This window comes from Larkinella sp., assembly GCF_965227735.1.
GTDB lineage: Bacteria > Bacteroidota > Bacteroidia > Cytophagales > Spirosomataceae > Larkinella.
This window is the reverse complement of record NZ_OZ245776.1, coordinates 4,334,937-4,354,036: the sequence shown is the minus strand read 5'-3', so window position 1 is coordinate 4,354,036 and position 19,100 is coordinate 4,334,937. Positions and strand designations below refer to the sequence as shown.

13 protein-coding genes are annotated in these 19,100 nt (G+C 53.7%); 7 read left to right on the top strand and 6 right to left on the bottom strand.

Annotated features, from left to right (window positions below; translation table 11 throughout):
* Window positions 1-161 precede the first annotated feature (161 nt).
* The gene (locus tag ACO064_RS17080; protein ID WP_421828460.1) at window positions 162-1,334 is read right to left on the bottom strand and encodes an MFS transporter; all 1,173 of its coding nucleotides are present in this window, start codon (window positions 1,332-1,334) and stop codon (window positions 162-164) included.
* Window positions 1,335-1,585: 251 nt separating this feature from the next.
* Between ACO064_RS17080 and ACO064_RS17075 the strand changes: the two genes are divergently transcribed.
* From ACO064_RS17075 to ACO064_RS17050, 6 genes are all read left to right on the top strand, one after another.
* Window positions 1,586-1,810, top strand: a complete 225-nt coding sequence (locus ACO064_RS17075; protein WP_421828459.1) for a hypothetical protein — start codon at window positions 1,586-1,588, stop codon at window positions 1,808-1,810.
* Window positions 1,811-1,995: 185 nt separating this feature from the next.
* On the top strand, window positions 1,996-2,325 hold the full coding sequence (locus ACO064_RS17070) for a DUF6660 family protein (RefSeq protein ID WP_421828458.1): 330 nt from the start codon (window positions 1,996-1,998) through the stop codon (window positions 2,323-2,325).
* Window positions 2,326-2,424: 99 nt separating this feature from the next.
* Window positions 2,425-6,834 carry a CusA/CzcA family heavy metal efflux RND transporter gene (locus ACO064_RS17065; protein WP_421828457.1) on the top strand — a complete coding sequence of 1,470 codons (4,410 nt, stop codon included), beginning with the start codon at window positions 2,425-2,427 and terminating at the stop codon, window positions 6,832-6,834.
* Complete coding sequence (locus ACO064_RS17060; protein WP_421828456.1) at window positions 6,831-8,066, top strand: efflux RND transporter periplasmic adaptor subunit; 1,236 nt, start codon at window positions 6,831-6,833, stop codon at window positions 8,064-8,066. Before ACO064_RS17065 ends, ACO064_RS17060 begins: the two co-directional genes overlap by 4 nt.
* An 11-nt stretch (window positions 8,067-8,077) precedes the next feature.
* Window positions 8,078-8,698: a hypothetical protein gene (locus ACO064_RS17055; protein WP_421828455.1), complete on the top strand. Its 621-nt coding sequence runs from the start codon at window positions 8,078-8,080 to the stop codon at window positions 8,696-8,698.
* Between the two features lie 5 nt (window positions 8,699-8,703).
* Complete coding sequence (locus ACO064_RS17050; protein WP_421828454.1) at window positions 8,704-10,695, top strand: heavy metal translocating P-type ATPase; 1,992 nt, start codon at window positions 8,704-8,706, stop codon at window positions 10,693-10,695.
* On the opposite strand, the gene ACO064_RS17045 is transcribed toward ACO064_RS17050, so the two are convergent.
* Window positions 10,692-11,264 (bottom strand): Crp/Fnr family transcriptional regulator, encoded by a 573-nt coding sequence (locus ACO064_RS17045; protein ID WP_421828453.1) that lies wholly within the window; start codon window positions 11,262-11,264, stop codon window positions 10,692-10,694. The two genes, ACO064_RS17050 and ACO064_RS17045, sit on opposite strands and share 4 nt — an antisense overlap.
* Before the next feature lie 7 nt (window positions 11,265-11,271).
* Window positions 11,272-12,090, bottom strand: coding sequence for an oxidoreductase (locus tag ACO064_RS17040; RefSeq protein WP_421828452.1), 819 nt, complete (start codon window positions 12,088-12,090; stop codon window positions 11,272-11,274).
* A gap of 272 nt (window positions 12,091-12,362) precedes the next feature.
* Between ACO064_RS17040 and ACO064_RS17035 the strand changes: the two genes are divergently transcribed.
* Window positions 12,363-14,204 (top strand): M61 family metallopeptidase, encoded by a 1,842-nt coding sequence (locus tag ACO064_RS17035; protein ID WP_421828451.1) that lies wholly within the window; start codon window positions 12,363-12,365, stop codon window positions 14,202-14,204.
* Between the two features lie 86 nt (window positions 14,205-14,290).
* Here the strand turns inward: ACO064_RS17035 and ACO064_RS17030 are convergent, their stop codons facing one another.
* The 3 genes from ACO064_RS17030 to ACO064_RS17020 all read right to left on the bottom strand — a co-directional run bounded on the left by ACO064_RS17030 (window position 14,291) and on the right by ACO064_RS17020 (window position 18,968).
* Window positions 14,291-15,727, bottom strand: a complete 1,437-nt coding sequence (locus tag ACO064_RS17030; RefSeq protein ID WP_421828450.1) for an FAD-dependent oxidoreductase — start codon at window positions 15,725-15,727, stop codon at window positions 14,291-14,293.
* 193 nt (window positions 15,728-15,920) lie between these two features.
* Window positions 15,921-16,799: an alpha/beta hydrolase gene (locus ACO064_RS17025; protein WP_421828449.1), complete on the bottom strand. Its 879-nt coding sequence runs from the start codon at window positions 16,797-16,799 to the stop codon at window positions 15,921-15,923.
* A 132-nt stretch (window positions 16,800-16,931) separates the two neighbouring features.
* Window positions 16,932-18,968, bottom strand: coding sequence for an OPT family oligopeptide transporter (locus tag ACO064_RS17020; protein ID WP_421828448.1), 2,037 nt, complete (start codon window positions 18,966-18,968; stop codon window positions 16,932-16,934).
* Window positions 18,969-19,100: the final 132 nt, after the last annotated feature.

Genomic DNA, 19,100 nt, shown 5'->3' with positions numbered 1-19,100 from the left:
GCTTTCTGTCAATAGTTCCCGGATTCATAGAAGCATCAAAGCCCCGGAGGGGCGGCCTGGCTGATCTTAGGACGCCCCTCCGGGGCTTCATCGTTTTTACCTATCCTCTATTAACAGAAAACCCCTCCGGGGTATAACGCCTTCATTCGTGTTTCTAACCCTTACTCCGCCGTCTTCACCTTGCCCGCCATCAGGGCGACACACAGGCCCATTCCAGCAATGATGACAAAGGAAATCCGCAGGCTGGTGGCTCCGGCGACGAAACCGATTAGCGGAGGGCCGATCAGAAAGCCCAGAAAACCGATGGTCGAAACGGCGGCCAGGGCTACACCCGGCGACAGAACCGTGGACTTTCCGGCCGCACTATACACCAACGGCACCACCGACGAAACCCCGAATCCAACCAGGAAAAAGCCGACAATGGCCGTACCCAGATACGGAAACGAAACAGCGGTCAGCAAGCCGGAAGCAATCAGAACGCCACTCAATTGCAGCGTGCGTTTTAATCCGTAACGCGTGGCAAACCAGTCGGCGATGAACCGCCCGAGTGCCATCGTGCTCATGAAAGCGGTATACCCCGCGCCCACCATCGCTTTATCGGCCAGAATGACTTTCTTGAAATAAATACCGCTCCAGTCAAACATCGCGCCTTCACAAATCATCGCACAGAAGGCAATAATGCCCAGAATCAACAGGGCTTTGTCGGGTTTGGCAAAAATGGGTTGATCGGAATTCGTGTTGGCGTCTTCGGGCAAAATATACCGGGAAGCGACGGCCAGAGCCGCCAGGGCGAAGAACAGGACAGCCGCAAAATGCTGGTAGGGAACGATGCCCGCGCCAATCATAACCGCCCCCAACATGGCCCCTGCGAAACCCGCCAGACTCCACAGCCCGTGAAACGAAGCCATGATCGGCCGTTTATACAGGGCTTCAACGCCCACCGCCTGCGTATTGATTGCAATGTTGGCCATGTTACCGACCAGACCAAAGACGAACAGGCAGGCCATCAGTTGCAGCGTCGTTTGCGCAAATCCCAGACTTAGCAACGTGAGCGCGTAGAGACCAACGGCTAAGGTGGCCACTTTGCGACTCCCGATTTTAGTCGTCAGCCAGCCCGCAATCGGCAACGAAAGCATCAGACCCGCCGGAAGAGCCAGCAACACCCCACCCAGTTCCGCATCCGACAAACCCAGCGTCTGTTGAATGCTCGGAATCCGGGACGCCCAACTCGCAAAAGACAGCCCCTGTAGAAAAAACAATGCCCCGACAGCCCCACGATGAATGGTACGTGTGGAAACCCGTGGTGAAAGAAGATGAGAAACGGTAAAATTCATTATTGAAAAAATTCAAATTTCAGGTTGTATTCAGATTACTCTTAATAAGTAGAAAGCGCAAAAATACCTTTATTTTCAGCACTTAACGCAAGCTTTCCTGACCGTAAAATAGAAATCAGCAAGATTAAGTTCTTAGATTTAGTCAATTCTGAAAGAGTTCGTATAGATTGTACGGATAGTACAAAAAAGATCCGTTCACCAAAAAACCTGAAAGGCTTTCATCACTAGCCCCGGGTATCGCCCGGGGGTTGATGGACGGGACGGGAATGGGGTTGGCCGAACGCAACGGGTTGGCCGAACGCAATGGGGATCGGCGAACACAATGGGGTTTGGCGAACGCAATGGGGATCGGCGAACACAATGGGGATTGGCGAACGCAATGGGGGTTTGGCGAACGCAATGGGGGTTTGGCGAACGCGATGGGGTTTGGCGAACGCGATGGGGTTTGGCGAACGCAACGGGGTGGCGGGGATTGATGAACCGGATGGCGTCCACCAAAACCATCCCGTCCACCAACCCCATCCCGGGCGATACCCGGGGCTAGTGATGAAAGCCTTTCAGGCTTGGTTTGGCCGTGGTAAATCGTTCTATTTTAGCGGTTTTAGTCACAAAACCGCTTTTTGACTACCTGTTGCATCCTTTTATCCCATAGCTTTGCCGGATGAAATCACTGGTTTGTTTGTTGATGAGCGTCCACCTGCTGGTGTTGTCTGCCTGGCCCTGCGCCGACGGCTGCCTGGGCGTGCGCGATAATCAACAGAGCACGGCGACTGTCGCCAGTGACGACCACCAACACGACGGTGACCCGGCGGGCGCGGATTTGTGTTCGCCTTTCTGCGGCTGTGCCTGCTGCGGTACGGTGCTGGAACCGATGCCGGTTTTTACCTTCACCTTCGCGGCTTTTTCTTTTTCTTCCGTTCAGTACGCTCCCCTCCAATCCCGCTTGCCCGCTCCCCCGGTTTCCTGCTGGCAACCACCCCAAATCGGCTAATACAAGATACCTGCGCCCCATCGGTTCTGTGCAACCGGGTTGCATCTCTCGCCCTTAATCGGCGATTTCACTCCTTTTTTATCTTAAAGCCGTACCGGTATGCTGGATTCCATCATCCGTTTTTCAATTCATAACAAACTCATTATCGGCCTGTTGACGCTGGCGCTGGTGGTGTGGGGCGGGTATTCGCTCACCCATTTGCCCATCGACGCCGTTCCCGACATTACCAACAACCAGGTACAGGTCATCACCCGTTCACCCGCGCTGGCGGCCCAGGAAGTGGAGCGGCTCATCACTTTTCCCATCGAACAAACGATGGCGACCATTCCCGAAATCGACGAAATCCGGTCATTTTCCCGCTTTGGGCTGTCGGTTGTCACGATTGTTTTTCAGGAATCAACCGACCTCTACTGGGCGCGACAGCAAATCAGCGAGCGGCTTTCCAGCGCGCGAAGCCAGATTCCGGCGGGAACCGGTGAACCCGAAATGGCCCCGGTTACCACCGGTTTAGGCGAAATTTACCAGTACGTCATCTATGCCAAACCGGGTTATACGCAGAAATACGCCCCGACGGAACTCCGCTCCCTTCAGGACTGGGTCGTTCGGCGGCAGTTGCTGGGAACACCCGGTGTGGCCGACGTCAGCAGTTTCGGCGGGTTGCTCAAGCAGTACGAAATTGCGATCGACCCCGACCGGCTTCGCTCCTACGGACTCAGCATCAATGACTTATTCACCGCCCTATCCCGCAATAACCAGAATACCGGTGGAGCCTACATCGACAAAAAACCCAACGCCTATTTCATCCGTTCCGAAGGACTGGTGGGCAATCTGGCCGACATTGGCCGCATCGTTATTCGCCGGACCAAAAACGGTACGCCGGTGCTGATCCGCGATGTGGCGCAGGTAAAGTACGGTTCAGCGCTGCGGTATGGCGCACTGACGCGCAACGGACAGGGTGAAGCCGTGGGCGCACTGGTGCTGATGTTGAAAGGCGAAAACGCCAACGAGGTCATTGGTCGGGTCAAAAACCGCATGGATCAGATTCGCAAAACCTTGCCCGAAGGCGTTGACATTCACGCATTTCTGGATCGGAGCGAACTGGTAGGCCGGGCCATCAACACCGTCACCCGCAACCTGATCGAAGGGGCACTCATTGTCATTTTTGTGCTGATTTTGTTTCTGGGCAACTGGCGGGCCGGGCTGGTCGTGGCTTCGGTCATTCCGCTTTCCATGCTGTTTGCGGTGGGCATGATGCAGGTTTTCGGCGTATCCGGCAATTTGATGAGCCTGGGTGCCATTGACTTCGGCCTGATTGTCGACGGTGCCGTCATCATTGTCGAAGCCACCTTGCACCATTTGGGCGCACGAAAACTGGCCCGGCTGACTCAGGCGCAAATGGACGAGGAAATCTACCAGTCCGCCAGCCGGATTCGCACGGCGGCCGCTTTCGGCGAACTCATCATCCTGATTGTCTATTTACCGATTCTGGCGTTGTCAGGCATCGAAGGCAAGATGTTCGGCCCGATGGCGCAGGTCGTCGGCTTCGCCATTGCCGGGGCGTTTATCCTCTCGCTGACGTATGTACCCATGATGTCGGCCCTGATTCTGAGCAAAACCGTTTCCACCAAACGCACCATTTCCGACCGGATGATGGACGTTTTTCAGCGGCTGTACGAACCCATTATTCAAGCGGTTATGCGACGAAAGGCGTTGGTGCTGAGCATAGCGGTTTTGCTGCTGGCGGGTGCGGGCTGGCTGTTCACCACGCTGGGTGGTGAATTTATTCCAACCCTGGACGAAGGCGATTTTGCCGTTGAAACCCGTGTTCTGACCGGTTCGTCTCTGAGCCAGACGGTGGACAAAACCACCCAGGCTGAGCGGGTGTTGCTGCAAAAATTTCCGGAAGTAAAGGAAGTCATCAGCAAAATTGGCGCGGGCGAAATTCCAACGGACCCCATGCCCATTGAAGCCGCCGACCTGATGGTTATCCTGAAACCCCGTTCGGAATGGACTTCGGCGTCAAGCCGTGAAGAACTGGCGGAAAAAATGACGGAAGCGCTGGAAGCCATTCCGGGCGTCACCTTCGGTTTTCAGCAACCCATTCAGATGCGCTTCAATGAGTTGATTTCGGGAGCGCGGCAGGATGTGGCCGTCAAGATTTTTGGCGAAGACCTGGATGAACTCACCCGCCTGGCCAAACGCGTGAGCGGTTTGATCACGGGCATCAAAGGAGCCACGGATTTGTATATCGAACAGGTGGAAGGACTGCCCCAGATCGTCGTCAAACTGGATCGCGAAGCCCTCGCCCGCTACGGGTTATCCGTAGACGATGTCAACAGCACGATCAGCACGGCCTTTGCCGGCGAAAGCGCAGGCTTGGTCTACGAGGGCGAACGGCGGTTCGATCTGGTGGTGCGGCTGGCGGGCGAAAACCGGCAGAGCATCAACGACGTCCAGGCATTGACCATTTCCGGCACCGACGGCCCGGCCATTCCGCTCTCGGAAGTCGCCACCATCGAACTGATTCCCGGCCCCAACCAGATTCAGCGCGAAGACGCCAAACGGCGGCTTACCATCGGTTTCAACGTTCGCGGGCGTGATGTGGAGGGGATTGTGACCGAATTGCAGCAGAAAATCGGGCAGCAGGTACCGTTTCCAACCGGTTATTACGTGACCTACGGCGGCCAGTTCGAGAACCTGATCGACGCCCGAAACCGGCTGCAAGTGGCGGTTCCGGTGGCCTTGAGCCTGATTTTTCTTTTACTTTTTTTAACCTTTCATTCCTTGCGACAGGCATTACTGATCTTTTCGGCCATTCCGCTGGCGGCCATTGGCGGGATTCTGGCCTTGTGGGTGCGCGACATGCCGTTCAGCATTTCGGCGGCTGTCGGGTTCATTGCATTGTTCGGCGTGGCGGTTTTGAACGGTATTGTGCTGCTGGCCGAATTCAACGACCAGCGCCGAAACGGCATTACCGATCTTAAACAGGCGATTTTTCGGGGAACCCGCATCCGGCTGCGCCCCGTCCTGATGACGGCAACAGTAGCATCGCTCGGTTTTTTACCGATGGCGTTATCCAATACCGCCGGGGCCGAGGTGCAAAAACCGCTCGCAACCGTCGTCATTGGCGGCCTGCTAACGGCAACGCTGCTGACGCTGCTGGTATTACCGGTTTTGTATCTGCTCATTGAACAGCGGTTTGGAAAACGGGATCAATCGCTGATGCCCCAACCCAAAACCGTTGCAGCCAGTTGGTGGCCTTTCATCGGTTTGCTGACGCTCGGATTCGGCCTCGTTTCGCCGGAAAGTAAGGCGCAGACAACCGCTCTACCGACGCCACTTTCGCTGGAACAGGCGCTGAAACAAACGTTTCAGAACAATCCACAGGTAAGGGTTTCGACCCTCAACGTCGATTATCAACAGGCGTTGCGGGGCACAGCTTCTGACGTTGGCAAAACCGACCTGATGGTAACTGCCGGGCAATACAACAGCCGCTACGTCGATCAGTCGCTGCAAATCGGCCAGCGGCTTCCCGCGCCGGGTTTGATCCGAAGTCAGAAAGCCCTGGCCGACGCCCGGATTAGCGGAGCCGAAGCCGAAAGCCGCGTGACGCGTCAGGAACTGGCTTTTCAGCTTAAATCGGCGTATAACGGACTCGTTTACCTCCAGACGCTTCACCGCGAACTAACCCGACAGGACAGTCTTTTTGCGGCCGTAGCCCGGGCGGCTGGCATCCGGCGACGAACGGGCGAAGGCTCCCTGCTCGAGCAAACGACGGCCGAAGTGGAAGCACGGCAACTCCGGATGACATTGCTCCAAAACCGCGCCGACCAGCAAATCCAGTCCCGGCGACTGCAAACCCTGCTGGGAACCGATCAACTGCCCCGGATTGCGGATTCGGTTCTGATCGCCCGCGTCGTTCGCTTGCCGGATTCGGTCGCGTTAATGCAAAATCCCGAACTGGCACTGCTGCAGCAACAGATCGAGATGGCCCGGCGTGAAACCGAGGTCGAACGGTCGCGGCTCAAACCCGATTATTCGTTCAGCGTGGTGAATCAATCGTTGCGGGGCATTCAGACGATCAACGGCAACGACCGGTTTTATACGGGTGTCGATCGGTTCACGTACGGGCAGGTTGGCATCTCAATTCCGATTGTGGCCAAACCGCTGCGGGCGCGCGTTCGGGCGGCTGAACTGGGGCAGCAACGCACGGAAGCACAGCTCAACGCCCGTCGGCGCACCCTCGAAGGCGCTTTTGCGGAACTCCTGCAAACCTACCGCAAAAACCGCGAGACGCTGACGTATTACGAAGAGTCGGCGTTGCCACAAGCTACGCTGATCCGGCAGCAGGCCGACCGGTCGTACCGCGCCGGCGAAATTGGGTATATCGAACTGTTCCAGAATCTCCGAACAGCAAGCGGTATTCAGACGGGTTATCTGGCCGCCCTGAACGACCTGAATCAGACCATTATCCACCTTGAATACCTCCTGGGAAGCACTGAACCATGAAAAATACGCTAAAACCCAACTTACTTTTTTTGGTCATCGTCGGGATCGGGTTGTTTTTTTCAGCCTGCAACCGGCAAAAGGACAACGCAACCGAAGCGCCTACAGAAACGGCTGAAAAAGAAGAACACCACGATGAGCATGATGAAGGGCTGGTGGAACTGACCGACGAACAGTTCAAAACCGTCGGCATCCGGCTCGGCGGACTGGAAGAACGAACCCTCAGTAACCTTATCCGCGTGAACGGGGTTGTCAACATACCACCCCAGCAAAAGGTGTCGGTTTCGACGCCCTACGGCGGCATTCTGACCTCGACGCCCCTGCTGCCGGGGCAGGCCGTCAAACAGGGGCAACTGCTGGCCATGCTCGAAAACCCGGAGTTTATCCGGCTGCAACAGGAATACCTGGAAACCACCAGCCAACTGGAATTTCAGGAGCAGGAATACGAACGCCAGCGCGAACTGAGCCGCGAGAACGTCGGAACGCTCAAAACGTTTCAGCAGGCCACGTCGCAGGTCAAAATTCTCCGCTCGCGGGCCGAAGGGCTGCGGCAGCAACTGGCACTTCTGGGCGTATCGATGAACGCGTTATCAGCGGGAAAAATCACAAGAACCGTCGCCGTGCGTTCGCCCATCACCGGAACCGTCACGGAAGTCAATGTCAACCGGGGCCGGTTTGTCAACGCCAACGACGTGTTGTTCGAATTGATCAACACATCCGGGTTGTATGCCGAATTAACCGTTTTTGAAGGCGATATTGCGAAGGTGCAGGTCGGGCAGCGGGTTCGGCTTTCCATCATCGGCGAAAACGGCGGGGCAACGCCGGGCGAACGCATCGGGCGCGTCCGGTACATCAACCGCGAAACCGGATCGGACCGAACCGTGCGGGTGTTTGCCGCGCTGGAAAAACCGGATGCGCAACTCCGCCCCGGCACCTTTCTGAAAGCCCTGATCGAAACCAAAGCCGCTCCGGAACCGGCTTTGCCCGAGGTGGCGGTGATCAAATCGGGAACGGGTTCGCAGGTTTTTGTTTATGAAGGGAAAGAAGAACACGAAGGCACCGTCCACCACCAGTTTCGGCCGGTTGCGGTGCAAACCGGGGTCAGCCAGAACGGTTATCAGGCGGTAACGTTGCCCGCATCGATCAAAAAAGACGCGCAGATTGTAGTGGCCGGCGCGTATGACCTGCATTCCGTTTTGAACAATTCGGAAGAAGCGGGCGGCCATGTTCATTAAGAAGAAAACCCATGCTTTTAAATCTATTGCTTGGCAGCATTTTACTGGGGGCCGTCCACGCGGCCATCCCGAACCACTGGCTTCCCGTGGCCCTCATCGGCCGCAGCGAAGGCTGGACCATGCGCGAAACGCTCGGCGTAGCGGCTTTGAGCGGTTTTTTTCACACGCTCAGCACGGTTATTCTCGGGGTGTTGATTGGCGCGATTGGCGTGGAATTATCGGCCCAACTGGAGGACCAAACCCGCTGGATTGCGTCGCTGATCCTGATTTTCATGGGGCTGGTCTATTTCGCCGTTCATAACCCGCACAGTGCCCACGAACACGTTCCGAAAGGCTTGTCCGGCCGCTCCAAACGGGCCATCATCGGCACGCTGGCGCTGGCCATGCTGCTGTCGCCCTGTCTGGAAATCGAAACGTTTTTCTTCACGGCCGGCACGCTCGGCTGGTCGGCGGTGGTCACGCTCAGCATTGCCTACACTGCCGTCACGATCCTGTGCATGGTCGGGCTGACGGCGCTGTCGTTCCGGGGGCTGGCGAAAGTGCAGTGGCATTGGCTCGAACACCACGAAAAACAGATCACCGGCGGCATCCTGATTGCCCTCGGTATCCTCAACTTTTTCATTGAACTTTAAGAACTATGGCAAAGCATCACGATCATTCCCACGACGACGGGCATACGCACGATCACGATGAGCTGGATCTGGACGAAACCGAATCGTCGGAGGAAACGATTGGTTCAGAAAAATCAAAATCCATCTTCAGCCGACTGGAAGAATACATGCCGGTTATCATCAGTTTTCTGCTGCTGCTGGGCGGTATTGTACTGGATCATTACGTGCCGGACCGGTTTCGTGATCCGTGGCGGTTTTTCTGGTACTTAGCGGCTTACTGGCCTGTTGGCCGACCGGTTCTCCGCCGGGCCGGAATGCGAATTTTGAAAGGCGACGTCTTCACCGAATTCTTCCTGATGGGTGTCGCCACCATGGGTGCGTTCCTCATCCGGGAATACCCCGAAGGCGTGGCTGTGATGCTGTTTTACACCGTCGGCGAATTGTTTCAGGATGCCACCGTGATGCGGGCGCGTCGTTCCATCAAAGCCCTGCTCGATGTCCGGCCCGACACGGTGACGGTTCTGCGGGACGGAAAAACCGTACCGACCAAAGCCGCGCAGGTAAAAATCGGCGAAGTAATTCAGATCAAACCGGGCGAAAAAGTGGGGCTGGACGGTCAATTAACGTCCGAAACCGGTTCGTTCGACACAGCGGCTCTGACCGGCGAAAGCGTTCCGCGCACCATTGCCAAAGGCGAAGGCGTGCTGGCGGGCATGATCAACCGGCAAACCCTGGTGGAAATGGAAGTAACCACGCTCTATCATGATTCCAAGCTGTCGCGCATTTTGAAACTGGTGCAGGAAGCCACCGGGCGCAAGGCACAAACGCAGGAGTTCATCGCCCGGTTTGCCAAAATCTATACGCCGATGATCTGCGCGCTGGCGCTGGCCATTACGCTGCTGCCGTACTTTTTTGTGGCGGATTACCGCTTTCAGGACTGGCTCTATCGCGGCCTTGTTTTTCTGGTCATCGGCTGTCCTTGTGCGCTCGTGATCTCCATTCCGCTGGGCTATTTTGGCGGGATTGGCGCGGGCTCCCGACACGGAATTCTGTTCAAAGGCTCGGTTTTCCTGGATCTGATTACACAGGTCAAAACCGTCGTCATGGATAAAACCGGCACACTCACGCAGGGCGTTTTCAAGGTGCAGGAAGTTCGGGCACAGGGCCTGACGACGACGGAATTAGCCCATCTGACGGCGGCTCTGGAAAGCAAATCCACGCATCCGGTGGCCACGGCCATTCTTGCCTACGCCGGGCCGAACGAACCGCATTTGCCGGTAGAAAACGTGGAGGAAATTCCGGGTCATGGCTTGCACGGAACCGTTGACGGCAAAACCGTGCTGGCCGGAAACGCCAAATTGCTGCAAAAATTCAACGTAACGTTTGATGAAGCACTGACGGCGATTCCCTTTACGGTGGTGTTCGTCGCCGTCGATGGGCAGTTTGCCGGGTATTTCACGATTGCCGACGAGGAAAAACCGGATGCCACCGACACCATTCGACAATTGCACGCACTGGGTCTGAAAACCGTCATGCTCTCGGGCGACAAATCGGCGGTGGTTCAGGCGGTTTCCCAGAAAGTAGGCGTCGGGGAAGCCATCGGCGATCTGTTGCCGGAGGATAAAGTGCGGGAGGTCGAGCGATTGAAAAAGGCTCTTTCCGGCAATCCCAAGGCCAAACTGGCGTTTGTGGGCGACGGCGTCAACGACGCGCCGGTGGTGGCGCTGGCCGATGTGGGCATTGCGATGGGTGGCCTCGGCTCCGACGCGACCATTGAAACCGCCGACGTAGTGATTCAAAACGACCAGCCGTCGAAGATTGTCACGGCAGTAAAAATCGGACGGGCGACGCGGCAGATTGTCTGGCAAAACATCACGCTTTCGCTGGTTGTCAAAGCCATCGTTTTGTTGCTGGGTGCCGGTGGAATTGCCACCATGTGGGAAGCGGTTTTTGCCGATGTGGGCGTCGCGTTGCTGGCGATCCTGAACGCCGTTCGGGTGCAGAATCTGAAGTTTTAAAATCGAATATTTTTTCTTATCCTGCTCAATGAAGATTGCGTAATGCCCAAGTATGATGCTAAATAAGACAGTGGAATTTGATTGACAAGATTGGGAAATTTATCAAGAAACTGAAGATAACGTTCTGTCGCGTCTTCTGTCATCATCGGACTGATTTTGTTCACTTTTTCTGCTAATCCTTTCGCTGTGATTTTAGCAATAATAACATCCCAACCAATAATCGTCATTGATAATTCTTCCATTGCCGTTTTTGAGAAAGCAATGTATCGGCAATCTGTAATAGCTTGTATATACTCCGTTGACGGCGTGTTTTGATTGTAATTATTTATATCGGCAACAAAGTTATTTTTTTCCATAAAATACTTTGTTATGTCATCACCTTTGTTGTTGTAGTAGCTAACTCTCATAATACCGTCAGTCAAAAAGATAACCTCACGGGGTATTTTTCCGGCTTCGTGATAGTATTCATCTTTTTTTGTTTCTTTGATTACAGCCTTTCTTTTTATTAAATCTATTTGCTGTTTGTTTAGATGACCAAATTGTAGCAGATAATCGATCAGTACTTCCATAAAACAATTATTTCATTTGACTCATTATCATTCTGTCGAACAGTTTATCGGACAAAATTTTCCTAAAAAATAGCATAAGTTTTGCTCCCGAAGCACCAACATATCTTGTTTTCGGATTAGTTGCCTCAATCCCCTTTTTAATAAGTTTCGCAATAACAATTGGGTCGGCAGCGTCTTTTTCTACGGCTGCATACATGTTGCTTACGCCTTTCGCTAATGTACTGTATGTCGTATTGCCTGAAACTCTTGTCATGTATTCGGCTCCAAGTCCTATCATGTCTGATTTTGTGCCACCCGGCTCAATCACAATTACGTCTATTCCGAAGGACTTTACTTCTTTACGAAGTGCATCACTCAACCCTTCAATGGCAAATTTACTCGCGTGATACCATGCGCCCATTGGCAACGTTACTTTACCACCAACCGATGAAATATTTACGATTTTTCCGTAGTTATTTTTTCGCATAGCAGGTAATACTAATTGTATCAAGCGAGCCACGCCAAAAACGTTTACTTCCAACTGGTATTTTGCATCAGACATTGGCATATCTTCCAATGCACCATAATAACCTGAACCGGCATTGTTGATTAAAACATCGATGCTTCCCGCTTCTTTGAGAATTTGTTCTACACACGCAACAATACTTTCATCTTTTGCAACGTCCAGTACCATTGGCTTTATACCGAACGCTCTTAGTTCCTGCATTTTGTCTACTCTGCGTGCTGCACCATAAACCTTATATCCGTTTTGTGCTAAATATATTGCGGTAGCTTTGCCTATGCCCGATGAAGCCCCTGTAACTACTACGGTTTTCATTTCTTTCATTTTTTAAATTGATGGAGCAAAGATTGCCCACCTGAAAATGAAAACATTTGTCATTTGGCAAAAAGCGTTGCTGGTTGTGCAGTTCTTTAGCCTTGCGGCCAACGTTGAGTCCGCTTCGGCGTCCTTGTAAAATTGCCATCCGCCGGACCCGCAGACGGTGTATCATTTTCAACATTATAGATGAGTTTGGTTTTTGAATTAAGCCTTATAATACTTAAAATGAGCTATAGATCAGATTCATCAACCAACTCAGCCAGCGTTTTGCGGTATTTATGGAAACTTTTGCACTTCTCTTTTCCCGTATTTTTTTTCTCATCCGGTTTTTCCGAAAGCTGGCTTTCGCTGCGGCTTTCCTCGTCACCATCCCGCATGCATTCGGACAAAAAATTGACGAAAAATTAGCGTTTACGGTTTCGATGGAAGACCCAGCAACGCATCTTTACCACGTTACATTCCGTTGCGAAGGCATTCCGGGCGATACGCTGAATTTGAAGATGCCCGTCTGGACACCCGGGTATTACCAGTTGATGAATTACGCCCAACAGGTGCAGAATTTTCAGGCCACCGACGGCACCGGAAAACCGCTGCAATGGGCGAAAACCGCCAACAGCCGCTGGACAGTCCATCACAAGCAGGCTAAAACCGTTGCACTGACGTACGACGTAAAAGCCACCCGCGATTTTGTGGCCGGGAATTTCCTGGACGAAAACCGGGGCTACATTTCACCGGCGGGCGTCTTTCTCTATCCCGAAGGACGGCTTAAGCACCCGTTGACGGTTACACTAAAACCGTATGCGAAATGGAGCGGACCAATCGCCACCGGTCTGGATTCAGTTGCCGGACAGCCCCATACATTTGTGGCATCCAACTACGACCTTCTCTACGACAGCCCGATTTTGATGGGAAACCTTGAGCAATTGCCGTCGTTCACGGTGCAGGGAATTCCGCATTATTTTATTGGTTACAACCTCGGCAACTTCGACCGGCAGCAATTTATAGCCGATCTGAAGAAGATTGTCGAAGGCTCGATTGCCATGATCGGCGACATTCCCTACAAACACTACACCTTTATTGCCATTGGGCCGGGCGGGGGCGGTATCGAGCATTTGAATTCCACGTCGATCAGTTTCAGCGGGGATCAACTGAAGACGCGGAGCGGCAAAAACCAGCTCTATAACTTTCTGGCGCATGAATATTTCCACCATTATAACGTCAAGCGCATTCGTCCTGTCGAGTTGGGCCCGTTCAATTACGACCAGCAAAACCGCACCCGGATGCTCTGGGTTTCGGAAGGATTTACGGTCTATTACCCCTACCTGATCCTGAAAAAAGCCGGTTTGATGACCGAGGAAGAGGTTTTGGGGGCCATACAGAAAAACGTTGTCAGCTATGAAAACAAACCCGGCCACCGCTTCCAGTCGGCCACGCAGGCTAGTTTCGAAACCTGGGAAGACGGCCCCTTTGGCCGAACGGGCGACGAAGCTTACAAGACCATCTCGTATTACAGCAAAGGCCCGGTTTTGGGGGCGATGCTCGACTTCAAAATCCGGCACGAAACGCAGAATAAAAAGTCACTCGACGACGTGATGCGGGCGCTGTACCAGACGTATTATCAGAAACAGAGACGCGGTTTTACGGAAAATGAATTCTGGGCGGAATGCGAAAAAACCGCCGGAACGTCGTTAAAAGAACTGTTCGATTATGCATCGACCGTGAAGGAAATCGATTATCCGAAATACTTCGCCTACGCCGGTTTAGCCATCGACGCGACCCCCAAAGAAGTACCGGGTTCGTGGCTGGGCATCTCGTTCAATGAAAAGGTGGACAGCCTGCTCGTCACGGAAGCTGAATGGGAATCACCCGCCTGGAAAGCCGGACTCCGCAAGGGAACGGTTATTCTGAAGATTGACGGGCAGAAAGCGGACGTTCAGGTCCTGAGCGCCCTGGTGAAAGCCAAAAAACCGGGTGATCCGGTCAACCTGCTGGTTTTGCAGGGCAATCAGTCCAAAGAAATAAGGGCGGTTTTGGGTAAAAAATCCGAACGGAGTTTTGAAATAACCCGACTTCCCAACCCAACAGCGCTACAAGCGGCCATTTTGAAAGCGTGGTTGTGAAGGAGAGGAAAGAGGTTAGACAAGAGAGTAGAGACAGGAACTGTTTTCGGGTCTCTACTCTTTTGTCTACCCCCTCTTGTCTTTTTTTACACCGTTTCCGATTGCAGGCTCTCGACGGAAGCGCTTTCCTGGTAGCTGTCATAATCGGTGTTGATTTCCCACAAATCGTGATTCGCTCCGGAAACGATGTTGTCGGCCGCCAGGATGCCCATCAGAATGGAATGATCCTGGTTGTTGTATTTGAAGGAGCCATAGCGGCCAATGACGCTCAGGCCCTTTAAACCCGAAAGATACTCCTGAATCGGTTTCAGGATCTCTTTGTAGCCTTTTGAATAAACCGGGTAACTCCGCGCCAACCGCTTCACAAAACCGGCCGAAATGGTCGCGCCGGGAATCAGCCCGGTTTTGGTCAGTTCGTTCGAAGCCAGTTCGACCAGCTCCGCGTCCGTTTTTTTCCAGATGTCATCCTGTTCGTAACACCAGTATTCGAGTGTCAGAATGCTGGCGTTTTCACCATTGGTAATTTCGGGAACCCAGTTTCGGAAGTTGGTAATCCGCCCGGTCAGCAGTTCTTTCGAATGGATATACAGCCAGTTATCGGGAAACAAATTACTGGATTCTACTTTGAGATAGACCAGAATCGTGTTGCGAAACCGCAGACGGCTCACCTCGTTTTTAACGGCAACCGGCACGTTCGGCAGTCGGTTGACCAGCAGCGTCAGCGGCATGGTCGAAATCACGTGGTCGAATGATCTGACGGTGCCGTCTTCCAGTTTTACCCCATACCGCCCCTCGTGGTCGGTGACCACCGAATGAACCGGAGTTTTCAGGTGAACCGCTCCGCCGTGGCGTTGAACGTAGTCAGCCATCCGCTCATAAATCATCCCGTTGCCACCAACCGGGTAGGCAAACTGGTCGATGAGCGTTTTGTGCGTATTGCCTTTTCCACCTTTGAAAGCATTTTTGACGGCTTCCCCGAGTGAGAGTTTTTTGATCCGCTGGGCGGCAAAATCTTCGTCCAGATCGGTACAGGCAATCCCCCAGAGCTTTTCGGAATACGTCTTGAAAAACGTGGAATACAGTTTGTAGCCAAACCGCCGAACCACCCACGTCTCGAAGGTTTGCTGATCGGGCGTCGGGGTTATTTTCTCCCGAAAATAGCTATTCATGCTGCTAACCGACTGGCGGACACCCAGTTTACGAAGCGCATCGAAGGGTTTGAGGGGGTAATAAAAGAGTTTGGAGTTGTAATAAATCCGGGTCAGGCGGTTCACCATCCGGAAATCAGAACCGGCGACCTCGAACCAGACTTTGTTGATGCGGGCATCGCTGCTAAAAAACCGGTGCGGCCCCAGATCAACCGTTTGATTCCATAATTGAAAGGACTGTGATAATCCGCCAACATTGGGCCCTGCTTCAAACACCTCGACGGTGATTCCGGCTTTGGCGAGTTCATAAGCGGCCGTCAAACCCGCCGGGCCAGCCCCGATGATTCCAACTTTTTTTTCCAGTTTTGTGTGCATCTTTTTTTCCAGTAGCGCGGGCTACCGGGGTCTAGGCCCTGTTTGCCTTCACTACCTTCCTCACCGATTCATCGCAACAGGAGCCACTCTCTATCTTCATTGTGAACGTGAATATACTTAATTACCTTAATAATACTTTCGGTTACATAAACGTCTGCCAAATTTTGAGCAACCGGCAGCGTCAATCGGTTCCTTATTCTTTTTCTTTCCACAACCACCGCAGCGACTCCGGCAGAATAGAACCGCCGTGTTTGCCATTGTGTCCGCCCGTCCCGCCGACAAATCGGTAGTCGTACTGGCGAAATTTCAAAGCCGCATCCATCTGTAGATTTCCGAGCCACCAGTTTCCGTGAGCATTGTCGAGGTCGTTGCTGCCATCTTGCAGAAATACTTTGATGTCGCGTTTAGGGGCTTTTCGGATGAGCGACGGATAAACGTGACCGCCTTTGATGTTCGTAAAACTACCGACATGGCTCAACACTTTCTGGAAATAATCGGGCCGTTGCCAGGCCACCGTGAAGGCGCAAATACCACCGGAAGAAATCCCGCCGATGGCGCGTTTTTTCGGCGAATCGGCCAGTTTGTAGGTCTTGCTGAGTTCCGGAATCAGTTCTTCGATAAGCAGCCGGGCGTATTGGTTGGTCAGCGTATCGTATTCAAAACTCCGGTTATCGGCTCGCCAGGGATCTTTCGGCAGGTCGTTGCCATGCTGCCCGGGGTTGATAAACAGGCCAATCGTTACCGGCATGGCTTTCTGGTGAATGAGATTATCGAAAACCACCGGAACCCGAAAATCGCCGTCTTCCTTCACGTAGGCATGTCCGTCCTGAAACACCATCAGAGCCGTCGGGCTGTCGGCCTTGTACTGCGCCGGTACGTAGACAAAATACTCCCGAATGGTATTCGGAAAAACCGTGCTTTTCCAGACGAACTTCGTCACCTGACCTTTCGGAACGCCCTCATGCCGTTGCGAATCCGGGCCGTAGGTAACGGTTTCGGTCTGGGCAAAACCGGCAGTAAACGCCAGCATGGTCAGGCACAGACCGGCTGCGAATGGTAGAAAATGGTTCATGGTTTGGAAGGGGGTAGAGGTTAATTTCAAATGATAAATGTAAAATGCTGAACGCTAAATGTAAAAGTGCCGGATTAGAAAACACTTTTAAATTTGGCGCTCATCATTTATCATTTGAAATTCATTCATTGATCAGTTTCGTTTCATCGCAACCCGGTACAGAATGACCGCCAGGCCTAAAAACAGCAATGCCCCCAGCAGTTGATAGCCTTCAACCCCCAGTGCGCTCTCCAGCGCGGGTTCCAGCGTCAGTCGGGACAGAAAATTGTAGACCGATTCATTCACCGACAGCAGGGCGACGACCACCCCCGCCAGAGCACCACCGGCCACTAAACCAGTTGAGAACAAACTGCCCCGGCCCAGGTCGGCGTCTTCTTCGACGATGCCTTTCCGCTTGAAATTCCAGTCGACCAGCGCCTTGACGCAGCCCCCGGCGAAAATCGGTAATGTCGTCGCGAGTGGCAGATACAACCCGACGGCAAACGCCAGCGCACTGATGCCACAAATTTCGACCACAAACGACATGAACGCGCCCACGAGCACAAACTGCCAGTCGAGGTTGAACGACAGCAGCCCTTTGATGAGCGTGGCCATGAGCGTTCCCTGCGGAGCCGGAAAGCGGTCGCTGCCGATGGCATGGGTGATGCCCTGCGCCACAAGGTCGGGCGTGGGTATATCCAGGATCTTGATCGTTGCGCCGATGGCCAGTGACGAGACGATAACGCCCACAAACAGTGCCATTTGCTGGTATTTTGGCGTTGCGCCCACCAAATACCCGGTTTTCAGATCCTGAGAAGTGGCTCCGGCGGTGGCGGCTGCGATGCAAATCATTCCCCCCACCACCAGCACGGCGGGCTCGTAGATTCGGCCCGTCAGCCCGGCACCGATGAATACCAAAGCCGTGCCCATGATGGTAGCAATGGTCATTCCCGAAACCGGCGATGAACTGGAGCCAATCAGGCCCACGATCCGGCTGGCCACGGTAACGAAGAAAAAGCCGAATACCACTACTAAAATGGCGGTTAGAATTTTAGTCAGGACCGAGTCACCGGGAATTTGCGGTAAGATCACCATCAAAACCGCCAGAATCAGACTTCCGATGACAACGATTCGAATGGATAAATCCTGCTCTGTCCGCCGAATCTGCGTTCCTTCGGCCGCGACATCTACTTTTTTGAAGCTATCGCGAAACGACGAAACGATGGTCGGGATGGTTTTCAGGAGGGTCATAAAACCGCCCGCCGTGACGGCCCCCGCGCCAATTTGCCGGATGTAGGCCCGGTAGATGGCGGCAGCCGTGTCGCTAAAACCGTGTGTTTCGGGATTCCAGCCGCCGGGGCCACCGGCGGTTTGCAGGTTGGCGAGATACCCCAGTTTGATCAATTGCAAGGCAATCGTATCGCCCGGCACCAGCGTTGCCAGCAGTGGAATCAGGGCCAGCCACGCCAGAATACCGCCCCCCACCAACACCGCCGAAATGCGAAACCCGATGATGTAGCCAACGCCCAGGTACTCCGGGGTGATTTCGCCCGACACCTGTGCCGACGGAAAATAGCGGTTTACCTGGTTCGTTGCCCAAACCGGTGCTTCGGCAATGACGTGCAGCACTTTCTGAAGGACTGCATAGAGCAAGGCCACGCCGAGGCCCCGATAGGCCATTTTGGCAAAATCACCACCCCGCTCGCCCGCAATCAGCACCGAGCCACAGGCCGTGCCTTCGGGATAGGGCAATTTGCCATGTTCTTCCACGATGAGCGCCCGGCGCAGCGGAATCATCATGAGCGTGCCGAGCAGCCCGCCCAGAATGGCCAGGGTAAGAATGGTCCAGTAATTGAAGAAATCGTCGCCAACGCCGTCGGTCAGGAACAGAAAACCGGGCAGAGTAAACACCACACCGGACGCGATGGACTCCCCCGCTGAGCCGGTGGTCTGGATGATGTTGTTTTCGAGAATGGTGGTTTTCAGAAACCGCCGACCGAGCGAAATGGCCAGCACCGCAATGGGAATGGAAGCCGACACCGACAACCCGGCTTTCAGGGACAGATAGACGGTGGCGGCTCCGAACAACACGCCGAACAGCGCACCGGTAACCACGGCTTTGAACGTGAATTCGGCCGTGCTGGCATTGTCGGCGATATACGGTTTGAACGCGGTCGGTTTGGTTTCCATAAGAAGGGTCAGGATTTGCGCGTAAGATCAAACGATTTTGGAATAATACAAAGCCCCCGCCCCCGGAGGTGGCTGAATCCGTGCATTTACGTGCATAAATTTTTAGTTGGCGGCCCAAAAGAAGGAGCATCC

Bases quoted from the DNA above. Each gene is read 5' to 3' on its own strand.
- ACO064_RS17080 (WP_421828460.1), bottom strand. From the start codon at position 1,334: ATGAATTTTACCGTTTCTCATCTTCTTTCACCACGGGTTTCCACACGT.
- ACO064_RS17075 (WP_421828459.1), top strand. From the start codon at position 1,586: ATGGACGGGACGGGAATGGGGTTGGCCGAACGCAACGGGTTGGCCGAA.
- ACO064_RS17070 (WP_421828458.1), top strand. From the start codon at position 1,996: ATGAAATCACTGGTTTGTTTGTTGATGAGCGTCCACCTGCTGGTGTTG.
- ACO064_RS17065 (WP_421828457.1), top strand. From the start codon at position 2,425: ATGCTGGATTCCATCATCCGTTTTTCAATTCATAACAAACTCATTATC.
- ACO064_RS17060 (WP_421828456.1), top strand. From the start codon at position 6,831: ATGAAAAATACGCTAAAACCCAACTTACTTTTTTTGGTCATCGTCGGG.
- ACO064_RS17055 (WP_421828455.1), top strand. From the start codon at position 8,078: ATGCTTTTAAATCTATTGCTTGGCAGCATTTTACTGGGGGCCGTCCAC.
- ACO064_RS17050 (WP_421828454.1), top strand. From the start codon at position 8,704: ATGGCAAAGCATCACGATCATTCCCACGACGACGGGCATACGCACGAT.
- ACO064_RS17045 (WP_421828453.1), bottom strand. From the start codon at position 11,264: ATGGAAGTACTGATCGATTATCTGCTACAATTTGGTCATCTAAACAAA.
- ACO064_RS17040 (WP_421828452.1), bottom strand. From the start codon at position 12,090: ATGAAAGAAATGAAAACCGTAGTAGTTACAGGGGCTTCATCGGGCATA.
- ACO064_RS17035 (WP_421828451.1), top strand. From the start codon at position 12,363: ATGGAAACTTTTGCACTTCTCTTTTCCCGTATTTTTTTTCTCATCCGG.
- ACO064_RS17030 (WP_421828450.1), bottom strand. From the start codon at position 15,727: ATGCACACAAAACTGGAAAAAAAAGTTGGAATCATCGGGGCTGGCCCG.
- ACO064_RS17025 (WP_421828449.1), bottom strand. From the start codon at position 16,799: ATGAACCATTTTCTACCATTCGCAGCCGGTCTGTGCCTGACCATGCTG.
- ACO064_RS17020 (WP_421828448.1), bottom strand. From the start codon at position 18,968: ATGGAAACCAAACCGACCGCGTTCAAACCGTATATCGCCGACAATGCC.